This is a genomic window from Pollutimonas bauzanensis, from assembly GCF_040393045.1.
Taxonomy (GTDB): Bacteria; Pseudomonadota; Gammaproteobacteria; order Burkholderiales; family Burkholderiaceae_B; genus Pollutimonas; species Pollutimonas bauzanensis_A.
Genome location: NZ_JBEBUX010000092.1, coordinates 1 through 16,977 on the forward strand (window position 1 = coordinate 1; position 16,977 = coordinate 16,977).

Genomic DNA, 16,977 nt, shown 5'->3' on the forward strand with positions numbered 1-16,977 from the left:
CTGCCAAGCGCTATCGTGCCGCCTGAGCCGGCCAGAGCCTGCGTCGCAAGATCGAAGCCATTCAGATCTAGCGAACCGCCATTCACCGTGACATTGCTCGTAGTACCGAAGGCCGTAGCGCTGTCGGCGCGCAAAGTGCCGCCTTCGACAGTTACTGCGCCGCTACGCGTATTGGTACCGCTCAGCGCCCAGACACTGCCGGCTCCGCCGTCCATGACCAAATCACCGGGGCCGGAAACAGTGCCCGACAATGTGTTGACGCCCGCATAACTGCCGCCCAGCGTCAGTCGGTTGATCGCGGTAGCATTCAAAACAATATCGCCGCCCAGGCCCAAGGCGCCCGTGCCATTGTTCAGGATACCGCCGCCGGCACCTATCGTCCAAGAGCGATTGCTATTGTCGCCTGTACCTGTATAGCTCACGGTACCACCATTGATAATCGTGATGCCGCCTGTCGTACCCGTACCGAACGAACTGGCCACGCCTGTATCTGCCAGCGACGCCGCGTGTACGGTCGCCTTGTCGATGCTTGTTATCCCGGTATAGGTATTGGCGCCGCCCAGCGTAATACTGCGGTCTACGCTACCTCCGTTGAAGCTGATAGGGCCACCGGTGGTGCTGCTGATCACACCTAGGAGTTCAAGATCAGCGGCCTGCGCTTCAAAGATCATACTTCTACTGGAGATTAGAACGCTATTGATATCCCCGGTCAGCGTCAAAGTACCCGTACCACCATTCACCAATATGGCACCCGACGTACCGCCGCTTTGAGCAAACTCCCAATTCCGATTGGAACTGTCCCCATCGCCCTTATAGAACAGCCGATCAGCAAACTGATCGCGTGCGACGAACGTGACTGTGTTGCCCGCACCGAGCGAACTGGCTTCACCAACGTTACCCACCGAGGTGAAAGAGGCGCTACCATTGGCGACGAACGTTACGTCTCCTGTGAAATCGCTAGCGTCATTGCTCAGCGTGACGTTGGTATCCACCCGCAATGCGCCAGCGCCAGTGAACTTCGCCGAGCCGACACCGGTCCCGTATATATCGACAGTACCACCTTCAAGCGTAACGACACGGTTAGCATTCAGCACGCCCGTGCTGTTCAGCGCAGAGCCGCCGGCCATCGTTACACCGTTACCGGCCGCACCCAGCGCTGAGTCCGAATTTACGGTCAAGGCGCCGGCGCCCACGCGCAGGCCCCCACTGAAGGTGTTCGCATTATTCAGGATCAAATTGCCAGCCCCGGACTTGGTCACCCCGGTATTGCCTGCAATGGTCGAGTTGATCGTGGCATTTCCGGAAGCAACCGCAATCGTAGGTGAGGCACCACCAAGTGTTACCGTGCCGCCATTGAGTGTGTAGTTGGCGGTTGTGAAGGTGAGCCCGCCCGCGTTGAGGGCACCACCCACCGTCACTGTTCCCGCAGTGCCACCAAAGACGGCGGTATCCAACGCAACGTTATCCCATGCCCGAAAGGGCCCAGCTACACCGTCGCTGCTTTGATTCCAGGTAACATCACTCAGGTTCCAGGTCCCGCTACCACCTTGCCCGGGACTGCCGCCATTCACATCCCAGTACACGTCCGCGGCAGCCGCAGGTCCTGCCGCCAATCCCAGCAAAAGTACGCCCGGCAGTATGCGGCTGCTCACTGTCTGTAGAACAAGGGGTAAGACACCGGCCATATGCGGCGCGCAACTGACGACGATGCCTTTCCATTTCGTCATGCGGCCGCCGCGCAATATGCGTGAGCTAACCAACGCATCATGCCAGTTCGCCGTCGATTTGCTTGCCGATTTAACGTAATAGCCCATGTTAACGTCAGTGCTCTCCAGCATGTTTCCTCTTCCTTTAGATTTGTTGTCGGCACTCTCAGACCTGTGATGTCGCACGCAGGCTAGCCGCATCCTAAGCCGGGGGTTTATCCTCCGGTTCAATGTAGTTATTTGTACTGAAAATAATTTATTCGGCGGCTATTGTTGGACAACTTCGCTCAACTGTGTCGTCGATACCGCCTTAAACACCCTCTGCTAGCAGCATAACGGCCATCGGAGTATAGGTATTACGTACTAGGCTGAATAGCCTATATGTATCAAAAATTCATTTCTTAACGGTCATAAATAAGTGCTTTTCGACACGTATCACCACATTTGAAAAGTCTGGTTATTTTGAGTAAAAGTAATAATCATCTCAATTTGAAAGCAAATCAATATTGATTGCTGCTTGGTTCCCCTGTACGACCAAGCACTATATTTTTTCAACTAAATAGAACTATTAGTTACTTTTCGACATAAAAAGCAGCTTCACCGAGTTGGGCAAGAAAGTAGAAGTTACGGGCTGCAACACGGCAGCTAACTCACGACGAGCAAAGTCAAGGAGGCACGGTATAAGGTCTAGCGCAGAGTTTTCGCGACGCTGGATCAACTCCGCTACAGTGAGTTGAAGGCCATTACCCAGTCAATATGGGATATCCATGCAAAATTTTTGACGTTCATCCACGATGTGAGTCAAGCATGTACGAATGATTACGAACTGCCCCGCTAAAGTTGCAGTTGGGAATCAAACAACGGTGCCGAACAGTGCGCTGAAGTTCTCACTGCTGGCGATCGAACTAACTCGAATAAGTAGACATAGATAATCGAGCCAGCAGCCGTCATTTACCCGACCTTTCACAAAGGAAAGGCAATAACGTTCGATGGTCCGGCCATGCTCTGCTTATCTGTAATCATCGTGAGGGATGCGGGGGACACCGCTGGTGAAGTACTTGGCGAATTGCTCTGATGGTCCAACGTCTCTGCAACGCTAGCCTTTTTGCCAACGAAAATAAAAGCCCTGAAAAATCAGGGCTTTTTGTGTGAAGTCGTTGGTCGGGGCGACATGATTCGAACATGCGACTCCTGCGTCCCGAACGCAGTACTCTACCAGGCTGAGCTACGCCCCGATTATGAAGCTTGCCGCCTGAAACGCCTACTGTCGCCAGGCAACACGGGATTATTTAACGATCGCGTTCTACCGCGAACGAACAAAATTCTAGCAAAGATTCAAGGTGAACGGAAACAGGATAATCGGCCAAAGCCAGTCGGGCCAGTTCAGCTTCCGCCACGGCAGCCTGACGGGTGTAGTCCAGCGCCTGAGTCTCGTGGATAGCCAGCGCTACCGCTGCGAAATCCGCTTCGCCGGTGCGTATGGCGTCCTGCACCAGTTGTTTCTGCTCGGCCGTACCTATCTCCATAACGCGAATCAGCGGCATGGTGGGCTTGCCCTCGCGCAGGTCGTCTCCGACGTTCTTGCCCAGGGCTTCGACATCGCCGGTGTAGTCCAGCACATCGTCGATCAATTGGAATGCAGTACCAATATGACGGCCATAAGCGGCAGCCGCCTCTTCTTGTTGCGGCGTGGCGCCTGCAACGATCGCGCCTACCTGGGCGGCGGCTTCGAATAGCTTGGCGGTTTTGTAACGCACTACCTGCAGGTAACGCTCAAGCGACACGTCGGGGTCGTGCACGTTCAACAGCTGCAGTACCTCGCCTTCGGCGATAACCGTGGTCGCGCTAGACAATACCGCCATGGCCGGCATGGAGTTCGATTCCACCATCATTTCAAACGACCGCGAATACAGGTAGTCGCCTACCAGCACGCTGGCGGCGTTGCCGAATACCGCATTCGCGGTGTTGCGGCCGCGGCGCATATCGGACTCATCGACGACATCGTCGTGCAGCAATGTGGCGGTATGAATGAACTCAACGACAGCCGCCAGCAAATGATGAATCTCGCCTTGGTAACCCAACGCCCTTGCCACCATAAGCACCATAGCTGGACGCATGCGCTTGCCCCCAGCGCCGACGATGTAATCGCCTATCGTACGTATCAAAACGACCTCGGAATCCAGGCGGCTGCGAATGACCGCATCGACCGCTTTCATGTCGTTCGAAATAGGGGCAGTTAACTCGGTAAGGTTCAAAGCGAAGTCCGGCTTAAGGTAAGTATTGATAAGATCGAAAGGTCGGGCCGATCAAGGATGAGATTATACGTGACGTAAATTATTGGGCGGCATTAACGGGCGGCTCTAAATTAGCGATAATGCTGGATTGTTTGCGATTTGTTGTAGGAGACAGTAGTGACAGCCATTGACCTTAGCTCGCTTATCGGTCGCGCCGAACGCGTTCTGGCGCAACTGGAAGCCTGGCTTCCCCCCGCCCCGCCCGACATAAACTGGTCGGCACAAGCCTTTAGATGGCGCAAACGCGGTGCGCGAGGCTGGCTCGATGCCGTGGCTAACGTATCCACCATCAATCTCGACGACCTGCAACACATTGAACGTCAAAAAGACATTATTGACCGCAACACGCGGCATTTCCTCCATAAAAAGCCGGCTAACAACGTATTGATGACCGGAGCCCGCGGTACGGGCAAGAGCTCGCTGGTCAAGGCCATGCTTGCCGCCTACGGCGACCAGGGCCTGCGCCTTATCGAGGTCGACAAAGCCGACATGGGCGACCTGGGCGATATCGTCGACCTGGTTTGCTCGCGTCCCGAACGGTTCATCATTTTTTGCGACGACTTGTCTTTTGAAGAAGGCGAGCCCGGCTATAAGGCGCTCAAGTCAGTGCTGGACGGCTCGGTCAGTGCATCCGGCGACAACGTGCTTATCTATGCCACGTCCAACCGCCGGCATCTTATGCCTGAATACATGAGCGAAAACCTTAGCGCCAAACACCAATCTGACGGCGAAATCCATCCTGGCGAAACGGTCGAGGAAAAAATCTCGCTGTCGGAACGTTTTGGCTTGTGGCTTTCTTTTTATCCGTTCAAGCAAGACGATTACCTCGATATCGTCAACTACTGGCTGCATGAACATGGCTGTTCGGCCGCCGATATCGAAGCGTCGCGCACTGAAGCGCTGCAATGGGCGCTGGAACGCGGCTCGCGCTCGGGCCGGGTCGCGCGTCAGTTCGCCCGCGACTGGGCGGCACGCTACGCGTGATAACGTTACTCCTTTGATTTCTTGCTTAAACAATCCTAACGTCTATGTCTAAACCTTTTATCAACGTCGCCGCAGGCTTGATCCTGCGCGCCGATGGTTCGCTTCTGCTTGCTCAACGCCCTGAAGGCAAGCCGTGGTCAGGCTGGTGGGAACTGCCTGGCGGGAAAATAGAAGCCGGTGAAAGCGTGCTTGAAGCGCTTAGCCGCGAACTCAAGGAAGAACTGGACATAGACGTAACCGACGCGACGCCCTGGGTTACCTACACGCATGAATATGAAGTCAACATCGTGCGCCTGGCATTCTGCCAAGTCACGGGCTGGAGGGGCGAGCCGACAGGCATTGAAGGACAGCAACTGGCCTGGGTCGATCCACACCAGGCGTTGACGGTTGGCCCGTTACTCCCCGCCACGGAACCACCCTTGCGATGGCTTAGGCTGCCTGACCAATATCTGCTGACATCCATAGGCAGCAGTGCAGGCCTGGCTCCGTTTCTGGATAAACTCACTGCCGCCCTGGAAAACGGTATAAAACTCGTGCAATTTCGCGAACCAGGTTGGGCAAGCAGCGATGCCGACGCCTTAATTCACGAAGCCTTTCAGCAAGTTTTACAGCGCTGCCATGAATTCGGCGCACGCTGCCTGGTCAATAGCTGCCATCCGGAAAGCTGGTGGGCCGAGGCTGACGGCGTGCATTTCCGGGCGCAAGATGCAGGCTCATCAGCCGCCCTTCGCTATGCTGAATCGCAAACTACATCAAGCCCGGCAATACCGCCCGACGAAACATGTGATGCCACGCGACGACTGATTGGCGTATCCACACACAACGCAGAAGACCTGCCTACCGCCCGCAACCTGAATGCCGACTTTGTTGTGCTGGGGCATGTATTGGAAACCCCGTCGCATCCGAATGAAGCAGGTATGGGCTGGCAACGGTTTGCTGATCTGGCGCAAGAAGCCAGTTTGCCGGTGTTTGCCATAGGAGGGCAATCAGCCAGCACTGTAGAAATAGCGCGCCAACACGGCGCGCACGGGATTGCCGGGATCAGGATGGAAGATAAGCATTAGTACAGGGCCCAAAGTCCTGCTAATGGCTATCGCCGGTTAATCTTGTAGATCGTTTCAAGTAGAAGCGGCGAAAACTTCTCGGCATACGCCTGAGGCGTCCAATCGCTCAACGAGCCAGAAACATGAATTGCGGCGACAGGGGATCCACTACTGTCCAAGACAGCCGCCCCTAACGCGATCTCGCCATAAGATATCTCCTCGACAGTCATGGCATAGCGATTCTTTCTGGCCAGCTCGATTTCTTGTTTGATCACGGATATATCCGTAATTGTTTTCGAGGTATGTGCCAGCATCGTAGAGCGCGCAAGAATATCGTCAACTTCTGCGTCTTGCAGCCTACCTAGTATGGACCGTCCGCCCGACGTGCAGTATACGGGGACGCGCCTGCCTATAAGCGATGAAAAATAATATTCCATCTTGACCTGGTGACGCATGACGTAAACCAACGTCGTATCGTCGAACAGACTTAGGCTGACCTTTTCTCCGGACTTCTGGCATAGCTCAATAATCAACGGGTTAACTGATTCAACCAAGCTATTTGCGCGTAGAAATTGAAACGTTAAATCCAATACCTTCTTACCCAATCGGTACCGTTTGGTCTGCGGATTTTTTTCCAGATAGCCCAACTGATGCAATGTGTGCGTCGAGCGCTGCACACTGCTTTTGTCTTGCCCCGAAATAGCAACAATATCGCTCAGGCCTAGATCACCATCAGCTTTTTCAAAACACTGCAATATATGCAACGCTTTCCCTACGGAAGCGATATTCAATGAGTCGACTTTCATTGTTTTCCCTAATTGACGGCTCAGTAAAAACCCAATAATCTGATATTCAATATCGCATGTCAATATTTAATATTGAATATAAATAGCTTTTTATTACAAGGCATAAGAATGACCCATAACACGCAAGACATCACTAACTGGCTGGAAAGCCAGCAAGACAACATGCTTGGATTGCTTGAAGACCTCGTTAACATTGACTCCAACAGCTACGACAAACCGGGAATTATCAATGTATTCAAACGCCTTGAGGCATTTTTTAACACGTTCGAACTCCCGGTCACTTGGCACGAACATGAAGGCATCAAAAATGCCATTTCGGTAGAGGTCGCCAGCCAGCATAATACGGACAACAAGCCCATATTGCTGATGGGCCACTGCGACACGGTTTACCCCAAGGGTGAAACTCAAAAAAGACCGTTTACAAAAGTAGGGGACCGGGCTTACGGCCCAGGCGTAGCCGACATGAAAGCCGGTATTGCCATGAATGCTTTCATTCTCGCCGCCCACGCAAAGTTCGGCGGCAGCCACTCACCACTGATCGGGCTTTTCACCAACGACGAAGAAATCGGTTCTCCGACATCTAAGTTCATCATTGAAACATTTGCGAAGAAGGCAGGAACTGTATTTAACTCCGAACCGGGAAGGTCCAACGGCGACGTAGTAACTGGGCGCAAAGGCGGCGTTTTCTTCGAGTTGGAAATTTTCGGCAAGGCAGCGCACTCTGGCGCCAATTTGGCTGAAGGTATCAGCGCCATCAACGAACTTGCATTGAAAATTATTGAGCTCAACAAGCTAACCGACCTGAACAAAGGCGTGACTGTAAACGTGGGCCTCGTATCTGGCGGCCAGTCGGTTAACACCACTGCCCCGTATGCTCGAGCAAGCATTGATTTGCGCATTTTCACGCTGGAAGACCGAGAAAAACTCGTCAAGGAAATTACAGCCATCGCCGAAGCCAGCTACGTTCCAGGCACTCGCTCCGAATTAAAAATCATTGGCGAATTCAGGCCTTTCGTGAAAACACCTGCATCCAACCAACTCTATGAACTGTACCGAGACTCCCTGCAAACGCTAGGTCATACCGCCGGCGAGCAGTTCAGCGGCGGCTGCGCCGATTCGGGTATCACGTCCAGCCTGGGATGCACCACCGTATGTGCTACTGGTCCAGTCGGGGGAAAGCCGCACACACCGGACGAATACATAGAAGTCGACTCCTTCGTGCCTAGGGCTCAAGCGATTGCCCTCACCATCGCCCGCTTAGCCGCATAAGCCAGCGCATTACATCCTTATAACGGTCCAATCAAATGAACAATATCACTCGCATGAATGCATCACTTCTCAGGTCCTTTGCCATTGGCTTGGGCCTGGCATTGGTACCCATGTCGTCTGCGATCGCGAATTCGTATCCATCGACGCCCGTGTCCATGATGGTACCTTACCCGGCAGGCGGCCCCAGCGACGTCAGCGCTCGTATCCTGAGCGTACCCATCAGCAAGGCACTGGGGGCTCAGATAGTTGTAGAGAATCTGGGCGGCGCAACCGGAACCATTGCCGCTGCAAAGGTTTTGAATAGCAAGGCAGATGGCTACATTATTTTCCAGGGGACACAGAACGAACTGATTCTTCCGCCCCTCACCAACAAAGCCATTCGCTTCCAGCCGGAAGATTTTGAAAGCCTGCAGCCCATAACTGTTACTCCTTTGGTGCTACTTGTCCGCTCGGAATTACCAGTCAACACACCTGCAGAATTCCTGGAGCTCGCAGCCCAGAAGACCAGTACTAACTCCCTGACCTATGGCACTGTTGGTGTGGGATCTCTTTATCACCTGATTACCGAACGCATAGCCAAAACCGCAGGGGTGCCGCTAACCCATGTGCCATATAAAGGCACAGCTCCTGTTGTCCAAGACTTATCCGGGGGTCAAATCGATTTTTCCATCATGCCTTTCCAGGCATCGATGAAAGAAATGGCCAAAAGCGGGCGCTTCAAGATTATTGCGGTAATGTCAAAGAATAAGCCAGAGATCTTGAAGGACATCCCCAGCATTACAGAGACAGCCGCGCTTAAGGACTTCGATTACGCCAGCTACGCCGGTTACTTCGTAAAGAAAGGGACACCCAAAGACGTCAGTGAAAAACTGAACAAGGCTATTGGGGCTGCGTTGCAGGATCCCGATGTCATCGCCAAGCTAGAGGCCGACGGCCGCGAAGTCGCCAAGCCTATGTCCCTAGAACAAGCCCGCACTGCCTACACGGTGGAAGTCAACAAATACAAGGACATCATTACAACCACCGGATTCAAGCCGGCAAATTAGGTTAATCCGGCCTCGTGCCCGGCACTTCCCAACCGCCGCCCAGCGCGGCGATCAATTGCACGCTGGCGACCAGTCGATCCGCTGTCAGCTGAAGCGCCGCTCGCTCGGTGCTAAGTGCGGTGGTTTCGACTTGCACCACACTTAGATAGTCGATCAGTCCCGCTTCGTACTGGTTTTGCGTCAGGCGCAGCGACTCGCGCGCCGATTCCAGCGCCCGTCCCTGAGTCATCTGCTCTTGTCCCAATACATGCAGCTGCACCAGATAGTCCTCGACCTCGCGCAGCGCCGTCAACACTGTCAGACGATAGGCGGCGACCTGGGCATCGTATCCGGCACGGGCCTGCTCAAGCTGCGCCTGCCTGGCGCCTCCGTCAAATAACGTCAAGGCCAATGCCGGCCCCAGCGACCAGAAGCTGGCGGGAGCCGCCAGCCATTGCGTCCATTGTCCGCTGCGAAATCCGGCTTGCGCGCTCAAGGTCAAGTCGGGAAACCAGGCCGCCTGAGCCACCCCGATGTTGGCATTGGCCTCTGCCGTGCGACGCTCGGCGGCCGCCACATCAGGACGCCGCTCCAGCAATTGCGATGGCAAGCTAACCGGAACGACAGGCACGGTCCCCAGCACTTGTGCCGTATTCATCGCAAAACCCGATGGCGGCAACCCCACCAGGACCGCGATTGCATGTTCAAGCTGCGCGCGCTGCCAATCCAGGGCGAGCAATTGCGTGCGTGTATTTTCCAATTGTGTCCGCGACACCGCTACATCGGCTTGCGCCGCAACGCCTGCCTGATAGCGATTCAGTGTCGTCGTCAATGATCGTTCGTAGGCCGCTACTGTTTGCTGCAGCAAACGCTGCTCGGCATCCATGACACGCAGGCGAAAGTAGGTTTGCGCCAGGGTGGATTGCATACTTAACCGCGTGGTGGCGACATCGGCCGCACTGGCTTCCAAACCGGCGCGACTGGACTCAACGCTGCGGCGCACCTTGCCCCACAGGTCAGCTTCCCAGCTCACGTTGCCGCTTAGCGTGTATTGATTGTTGGAGCCATCGCCGCTAAACGACGTCGAGCCGCTCCCGCCACTGCTTCCATTACTGCCGGTACCCGAGCGCGTAGCCGAAGCCGAGGTTCCAACCGTTGGGAAAAAACCTGACCGCGCAGACTGCAGCAAGGCCTGCGCCTGGCGGTACTGCGCTTCGGCCTGCACAATACTTAGATTGGCGCTTTGCAACTTTTCCATCAAACCGCTCAAGACAGGGTCATTGAACAACTGCCACCAATCGCCCCGTAATGCAGCATCACTAGGCTGGGCAAGCACCCATCCTGGCGCGGCATTGGCCTCTTGCGCCGACAGGCTGCCTGCACGCCCGGTACTATTGGCTTCTTTGTAAGACGTTCCCACATCCAGGGTGGGTTGCCGATAGTCAGGCCCCACCGCGCAGGCGCTCAGCAGCAATAAGCCTGAAGCGGCGAAGGGCTTCCAGCCCACAATCCGGGCTGGGTTCAATAAAGCAAAAATACTCATACGTCCAAATGCCCTTTAACGGCTAATGTTTTTCCCCGATTACGCACCATCTGATGCCTTCATCTGAGGAAGCTCAGTGTCCGCACCCATCCCCTGCTTGCGTCTTGCCCATAAACGGAAACGATCCAAATACAAATAGACCACCGGCGTTGTATACAGCGTAAGAATCTGGCTAAGAATCAACCCGCCCACAATGGTCAGGCCCAATGGCCGGCGCATTTCAACCCCGGCACCCGTTGCCAGGACCAGCGGCAATGCACCGAACAACGCCGAAACCGTAGTCATCATGATGGGCCGAAAACGCACCAGGCATGCCTGGTAGATGGCTTCGCGGGAAGACAGCCCGTCGCGGCGCTCCGCCTGCAATGCGAAATCAACCATCATGATCGCGTTCTTCTTAACGATACCTATCAGCAGAAACACACCTATCAACGCGATCAGCGTAAACTCCTCGCCGACCATGATCAGCGCCAACAAAGCCCCAATACCCGCTGATGGCAACGTCGACAAAATGGTGATGGGATGCACATAGCTTTCGTACAGAATACCCAGGACGATATACATGGTCACCAACGCCGCCAATATCAGCCAAGGCTGCTGGTTGATAGCAGCTTGCATGGCCTGCCCCGTACCCATGAGGCCGGCCTGGATTTCCTGGGTGGGCAGGCCGGTGCGGGCTACTGCGTTGTCGATTGCCAGGGTAGCCTGCTCCAGCGACACCCCTTCCGCCAGGCTGAACGATATGGATTCGGCTGCGAACAAGCCCTCGTGATTCACGCTAAGCGGCGCACTGCCCACCTCGAAACGGGCAAAGGCCGACAGCGGCACACGGCTGCCATCTGCCGTAACCACTTCGACCCGCTTGAGCGACTCGGCATCTTGCGCGTACTTCTCTTCCACCCCCATCACCACATGGTATTGATTCAATGGTCCATAAATCACCGACACCTGACGCTGGCTAAACGAGTTATTCAGCACCGAGGCAATCAATGCCATGTCCACGCCCAGCCGGGTTGCCGCATCGCGGTCTATGATCAGCTCGACGCGCCGGCCTTTATCTTCCACGTCGGTATCGACATCGACCAGTTCGGGCAAGGCCGCCAAAGCCCTCTGCACCCTGGGCAGCCATGTCTTCAGTAGTGTCAGGTCGCTGCCCATCATGGTGTAGTCATAGGTGCCCGAACTGCTCTGGCGCCCAACGAATATATCTTGTTGGGGTACTAATGTCAGCCGCGCGCCCGGCACACCCAGGAACTTCCCGCGCAAGCGATTCACGACTTCATTGGCAGTGTCGTTGCGTTCACTCAAGGGCTTTAACTGGATCTGCATGAAACTGGAATTACTGCCGCCACGCCCACCGGCATAACCGCTTACGCTTTCAATCGCCGGATCTTGCAGCAAGGTTTGCCTGAAGCGATCCAGCTTGGGGAGCATGGCCTGGAATGACGTACCTTGATCAACCCGAAAAAAGCCCAGCAACTGCCCGGTATCTTGCTGCGGAAAAAACCCTTTGGGCACTACCGAATACAAGTAGACGTTAAGCCCGACGGTAGCCGCCAGCAACAGCATCATGATGCGGCCATGCGCCAGCGCCCAGGCCAGCGAGCGCTTGTAGCCGCTCCAGAATGTGCCGCCCATAGACTGGAAAATACGTGTCAACGCCCCCGCCTTGCGGGGTTTATATACCTGTTTCGACCGCAATATATAGGCGCACATCATCGGCGTCAGCGTCACCGACAGCAACAGAGACACCAGAATGGATACCGACAGCGTAACGGCAAATTCCCTGAACAAACGCCCCGGCAAACCGCTCATCAGCAGCATGGGAATAAACACAGCAACCAAAGACAGGCTCATCGCCAATACCGTAAAGCCGACCTCTTTAACCCCACGGATCGCAGCGCGCAACGGAGTCACGCCCCTCTCGATATGCCGCATGATGTTCTCGAGCACGACGATGGCATCATCCACCACAAAGCCCGTGGCGACAATCAACGCCATCAGCGAAATCGTATTCAAGCTATAGCCAAACCACAGCATCAGGCTGAACGAGGTGACCAATGACGCCGGCACCGCGACCGCAGGAATCAGGGCCGCCCGTATGTTGCGCAAGAACAGCAACACCACCAGCACCACCAGGATAATGGCAATAACCAAGGTCAGCTCGGCTTCGTGCAAGGACGCCCGGATACTGGGCGTACGGTCTTGCGCCACAGTCAGAACCACATCGGCAGGCAACAAGGCCTCGAAGGCCGGTAGTTGGTTCCGTATGGCATCTACCGTTTCAATGATATTGGCGTCAGCCTGCCGCCGTATCACCAGCAATACGGCCCGCTGCGCATTAAGGAAACCCGTATTGAACAGGTCTTCGACTGAATCTTCGACGGTGGCAACATCTTGTACGCGTATCGGCGAACCATCCCGCCACGCGACGATCAGCGGGCGGTATTGCGCTGCCTTGTTCAACTGTCCGCCCGAACTGATCTGCCAATGGTGCTCATCGTTTTCCACGATGCCATTGGGACGCATAGTGTTGGCATTCGACAAGGCCGTACGCACCTCGTCCAACGACACACCCGCGCTGGTCAGCGCCTGCGGATTCAGGCTTACGCGGATGGCCGGCAGCGAACTGCCGCCCACCGTAACCTCGCCTACCCCAGGCACCTGCGCTACTTTTTGCCCCAACACCGTCGAGGCCAGGTCATACAAGCGGCCTTGGGTCGATGTTTTGGAGGTCAGGGCCAGCACCATGACGGGCGACGAGGCCGGATTGACCTTGCGATACGTTGGGTTGCTGCGCAGACTGGACGGCAACATGCTGCGCGCTGCATTGATGGCTGCCTGCACGTCGCGCGCGGCGCCATTGATGTCTTTGTTCATATCGAACATCAACGAAATACGCGTCGACCCTTCCGAACTGCGAGAGCTCATTTCGCTGACGCCAGCAATGGCGCCCAGCGACTGTTCAAGCGGCGTCGCCACACTGGAAGCCATGGTCTCGGGACTGGCGCCAGCCAGGCTGGCCGATACCGAGATCATAGGGAAATCCATCTGCGGTAAAGGCGACACCGGCAGAAAAAAATAAGACATTACCCCCGTCAACACCATAGCCACGCACAACAACGTGGTCGCCACAGGGCGCATGATGAAAAGGGTAAAGAACCTCATGGCGCCATCTCCGGGCCAGTATCAACAGGCTTGCGATACGCTTTTACACGCCGCGCGATGCGATCAAACATCAGGTAAATAACCGGCGTAGTAAACAGCGTCAATACTTGGCTGCACAACAGCCCGCCCACCATCACCAGCCCCAGCGGCTGACGCAGTTCCGAACCTGAACCGGTGGCAAGCATCAGCGGAACAGCACTGAACAGCGCCGCCAGCGTGGTCATGAGAATAGGCCGAAACCGCAGCAAGGCAGCTTCATGAATAGCGGCGCGCGGGCTCAGGCCGCGCTGACGCTCAGCATCCAGCGCGAAATCTATCATCATGATGGCGTTTTTCTTGACGATGCCTATCAGCAAGATGATGCCGATGACCCCTATCATGTCCAGGTCGGCGCCTGTAAGCAGCAAGGCCAGCAGTGCGCCAATGGCCGCCGACGGCAAAGTAGACAAAATCGTGATGGGGTGGATATAGCTTTCATACAGCACCCCAAGCACGATATACATTGTTGCTATCGCGGCAAGCAGCAGCCACAACGTAGACGACAGCGATGCCTGGAACGCTTTGGCAGCGCCCTGAAACTTCAGTTCCAGCGACGCGGGCATGGACAAGTCGGTCTGCGCCTGGTGGATGGCCTCGACGGCATCGGACAGGGCCACGCCAGGGGCCAGATTGAATGAAATCGTCGTAGCGGGGAATTGCCCCAGCCGCTCTATCGATAAAAGCGCGCTACGCTGGCTGATTTGCGCCAGGCTGCTAAGGGGCACCGGCGTGCCCGATGTTGTCGGCACAAAAATTTGCGTCAGTGCCTGCGGATTTTGTCGAAACTGCGGCGCCACTTCCAACACCACGCGATATTGGGTTGACTGCGTGAAAATCGTCGAAATCAGACGCTGCCCGAAGGCATCATACAAAGCGTCGTCTATCGTCGCATTGCTTACACCAAGCCGGGCCGCCGCATCGCGGTCTATAACCAAGACAGTCTGCAAGCCATCGCCTTGCAAGTCGCTGACGACATCCTCCAGTTCAGGCAGGTTTTGCAAGGCGTCGACCAGCTGCGGTGTCCAGGCCAGCAGCGTGGCGTGATCCGGTTCCGACAGTGTCAGTTGATACTGCGTGCGGCTGATGCGGTCGTCTACCGTCAGGTCTTGCACCGGCTGCATGAACACCTGAATATCCGACAACGATTTCAAGTCCTCGCTCAGGCGACGGATGATCGTCTGCGCATTGGCGCTACGCTCTGTGCTTGGCTTGAGCGCAATTTGCATGCGGCCAGTGTTGATTGTGGCATTGGTGCCATCTATGCCGATAAAAGACGACACCGCGGTAACGTCAGGATCCTTCAGTATCCTTTCAACCGCCTGCTGCTGGCGTTGCGCCATAGAGCTAAAAGAAACCGTTTGCGGACCTTGGCTGATGGCTTGTATCAGGCCCGTATCCTGTTGCGGAAAGAACCCTTTGGGCACCACGGCATACAACACGCCGGTAAACACCAGCGTGCCGAAGGCCGCCCACAACGTCACGCGCTGGTGCGCCAGCACCCAATGAAGGCCGCGATCATATTGGTTGATCAGCCTTTGCATACTGTCGCCAGCCCAGCGCTGAAAACGGCTATGTTTGATTTCGGATTCAGGCTTGAGCAAACGCGCGCACATCATGGGCGTCAGCGTCAGGGAAATGACCAGCGACAGCAAAATAGCCACCGCAAGCGTGATGGCGAATTCCCGAAACAGGCGACCGATGACATCGCTCATGAACAGCAGCGGGATCAGCACGGCAATCAGCGACAGGGTCAACGACACCAGAGTGAAACCGATTTGCGACGCGCCTTTCAATGCCGCGTTCATCGCGCTTTCACCTTTTTCGATATGACGGGCAATATTTTCTATCATGACGATGGCGTCATCGACCACGAAGCCGGTGGCAACTGTCAGCGCCATCAGCGTCAGGTTATTGACGCTGAAGCCCGCCAAATACATGATGCCGAAGGTTCCGACCAACGACAACGGCACCACGACGCTGGGAATGAAAGTCGCGGTCCAGGTGCGCAAGAACACAAAGGTCACCAGCACCACCAGGAAAATAGCCAGCAGCATTTCCACTTGCACGTGCTTGATCGAGTCGCGTATGGTTTGCGTGCGGTCAGTCGCCACAGCGACATCTACACCGGCGGGTAGCGAGGCCTTGAGCGACGGCAGCAAAGCCGTTACCTTGTCCACCACATCAATCACGTTGGCGCCCGGCTGGCGCTGGATGTTCAGGAGAATTGCGGGCGTAGCGCCTATCCATGCAGCCTGGCGAATATTTTCTGCATCTTGCCGGGCGACGGCTACGTCACGCAAGCGCAACGGCGCGCCATTCTCGTAGGCCACGATCAGTTGCTCGTAATCTTCTATCGACTTGAGCTGATCGTTGGCATTGATGGTAGTAGAGCGCTCCGGCCCATCCAGGTTGCCTTTGGGCTGATTGACATTGGCGCCCACAATCGCGGTACGCACACTGGACAAGGTCAGGTTGTGGGAAGCCAGCGCCTGCGGGTTGGCCTGAATGCGCACGGCGGGACGCTGCCCGCCCGCAATGCTGACCAAACCCACGCCGGAAATCTGCGACAGCTTCTGCGCAACACGGACATCAATCAGATCGCGCACATCGTACAAAGGCAAAGTGGGCGATGTCACCGCCAGACTGATCACAGGCGTATCAGCAGGATTGACCTTGTTGTAAATGGGAGGTGCAGGCAAATCGTTAGGCAATAGATTGGACGCTGCATTGATGGACGCCTGCACCTCTTGCTCGGCCACATCCAAAGACAAGTCCAGGTCGAACTGCAGCGTGATGACCGAAGAACCGCCAGAGCTGGACGAGGTCATTTGCGTCAAGCCTGGCATTTGCCCGAACTGGCGCTCCAGCGGCGACGTAACCAGGGCCGTCATGACATCGGGACTGGCGCCTGGATAAAGCGTTGTGACCTGTATGGTCGGGTAGTCTACCTGCGGCAAGGCCGACACGGGCAACATGCGGTACGCCAGAATGCCCGCAATCAGCAAGGCAACCATCGACAAGGTCGTGGCAACAGGCCTGAGAATGAAAAGACGCGACAGATTCACAGTACGCCCTTAATGTGGGCCGCGAGCGCCGCGCC

10 protein-coding genes and 1 tRNA gene are annotated in these 16,977 nt (G+C 55.6%); 4 read left to right on the forward strand and 7 right to left on the reverse strand.

Annotated elements, in window-relative coordinates:
- The 3 genes from ABWO67_RS13865 to ABWO67_RS13875 all read right to left on the reverse strand — a co-directional run.
- A partial coding sequence (locus ABWO67_RS13865) for a beta strand repeat-containing protein (protein ID WP_353152475.1) occupies positions 1-1,838 on the reverse strand: 1,838 nt, incomplete at its 3' end.
- A 1,026-nt stretch (positions 1,839-2,864) separates the two neighbouring features.
- Positions 2,865-2,941, reverse strand: a tRNA-Pro gene (locus ABWO67_RS13870).
- A gap of 54 nt (positions 2,942-2,995) precedes the next feature.
- Complete coding sequence (locus tag ABWO67_RS13875; protein ID WP_353152477.1) at positions 2,996-3,961, reverse strand: polyprenyl synthetase family protein; 966 nt, start codon at positions 3,959-3,961, stop codon at positions 2,996-2,998.
- 156 nt (positions 3,962-4,117) lie between these two features.
- Here ABWO67_RS13875 and ABWO67_RS13880 point away from each other — a divergent pair, with 156 nt between their 5' ends.
- Entirely contained in the window at positions 4,118-4,984 is an 867-nt protein-coding gene (locus ABWO67_RS13880; protein WP_353152479.1) for an ATP-binding protein, read from the forward strand.
- A 44-nt stretch (positions 4,985-5,028) separates the two neighbouring features.
- A complete protein-coding gene (locus ABWO67_RS13885; RefSeq protein WP_353152481.1) occupies positions 5,029-6,048 on the forward strand; it encodes a Nudix family hydrolase in 1,020 nt (339 codons plus the stop codon).
- A gap of 26 nt (positions 6,049-6,074) precedes the next feature.
- Here the strand turns inward: ABWO67_RS13885 and ABWO67_RS13890 are convergent, their stop codons facing one another.
- On the reverse strand, positions 6,075-6,818 hold the full coding sequence (locus ABWO67_RS13890) for an IclR family transcriptional regulator (RefSeq protein WP_353152483.1): 744 nt from the start codon (positions 6,816-6,818) through the stop codon (positions 6,075-6,077).
- 177 nt (positions 6,819-6,995) lie between these two features.
- Here ABWO67_RS13890 and ABWO67_RS13895 point away from each other — a divergent pair, with 177 nt between their 5' ends.
- On the forward strand, positions 6,996-8,102 hold the full coding sequence (locus tag ABWO67_RS13895; protein WP_353152485.1) for a M20 family metallopeptidase: 1,107 nt from the start codon (positions 6,996-6,998) through the stop codon (positions 8,100-8,102).
- Between the two features lie 35 nt (positions 8,103-8,137).
- Positions 8,138-9,148 (forward strand): Bug family tripartite tricarboxylate transporter substrate binding protein, encoded by a 1,011-nt coding sequence (locus ABWO67_RS13900; protein WP_353152487.1) that lies wholly within the window; start codon positions 8,138-8,140, stop codon positions 9,146-9,148.
- Position 9,149: 1 nt separating this feature from the next.
- Here ABWO67_RS13900 and ABWO67_RS13905 read toward each other — a convergent pair whose 3' ends face one another.
- Genes ABWO67_RS13905 through ABWO67_RS13915 form a run of 3 tightly spaced genes read right to left on the reverse strand, consistent with a single transcriptional unit; the run spans position 9,150 to position 16,942 of the window.
- Entirely contained in the window at positions 9,150-10,670 is a 1,521-nt protein-coding gene (locus ABWO67_RS13905; protein ID WP_353152489.1) for an efflux transporter outer membrane subunit, read from the reverse strand.
- A gap of 39 nt (positions 10,671-10,709) precedes the next feature.
- On the reverse strand, positions 10,710-13,838 hold the full coding sequence (locus ABWO67_RS13910) for an efflux RND transporter permease subunit (protein ID WP_353152491.1): 3,129 nt from the start codon (positions 13,836-13,838) through the stop codon (positions 10,710-10,712).
- Positions 13,835-16,942 (reverse strand): MdtB/MuxB family multidrug efflux RND transporter permease subunit, encoded by a 3,108-nt coding sequence (locus ABWO67_RS13915; protein WP_353152493.1) that lies wholly within the window; start codon positions 16,940-16,942, stop codon positions 13,835-13,837. Before ABWO67_RS13915 ends, ABWO67_RS13910 begins: the two co-directional genes overlap by 4 nt.
- Between the last annotated feature and the right edge of the window lie 35 nt (positions 16,943-16,977).

Bases quoted from the DNA above. Each gene is read 5' to 3' on its own strand.
- ABWO67_RS13885 (WP_353152481.1), top strand. From the start codon at position 5,029: ATGTCTAAACCTTTTATCAACGTCGCCGCAGGCTTGATCCTGCGCGCC.
- ABWO67_RS13900 (WP_353152487.1), top strand. From the start codon at position 8,138: ATGAACAATATCACTCGCATGAATGCATCACTTCTCAGGTCCTTTGCC.
- ABWO67_RS13895 (WP_353152485.1), top strand. From the start codon at position 6,996: ATGCTTGGATTGCTTGAAGACCTCGTTAACATTGACTCCAACAGCTAC.
- ABWO67_RS13910 (WP_353152491.1), bottom strand. From the start codon at position 13,838: ATGAGGTTCTTTACCCTTTTCATCATGCGCCCTGTGGCGACCACGTTG.
- ABWO67_RS13905 (WP_353152489.1), bottom strand. From the start codon at position 10,670: ATGAGTATTTTTGCTTTATTGAACCCAGCCCGGATTGTGGGCTGGAAG.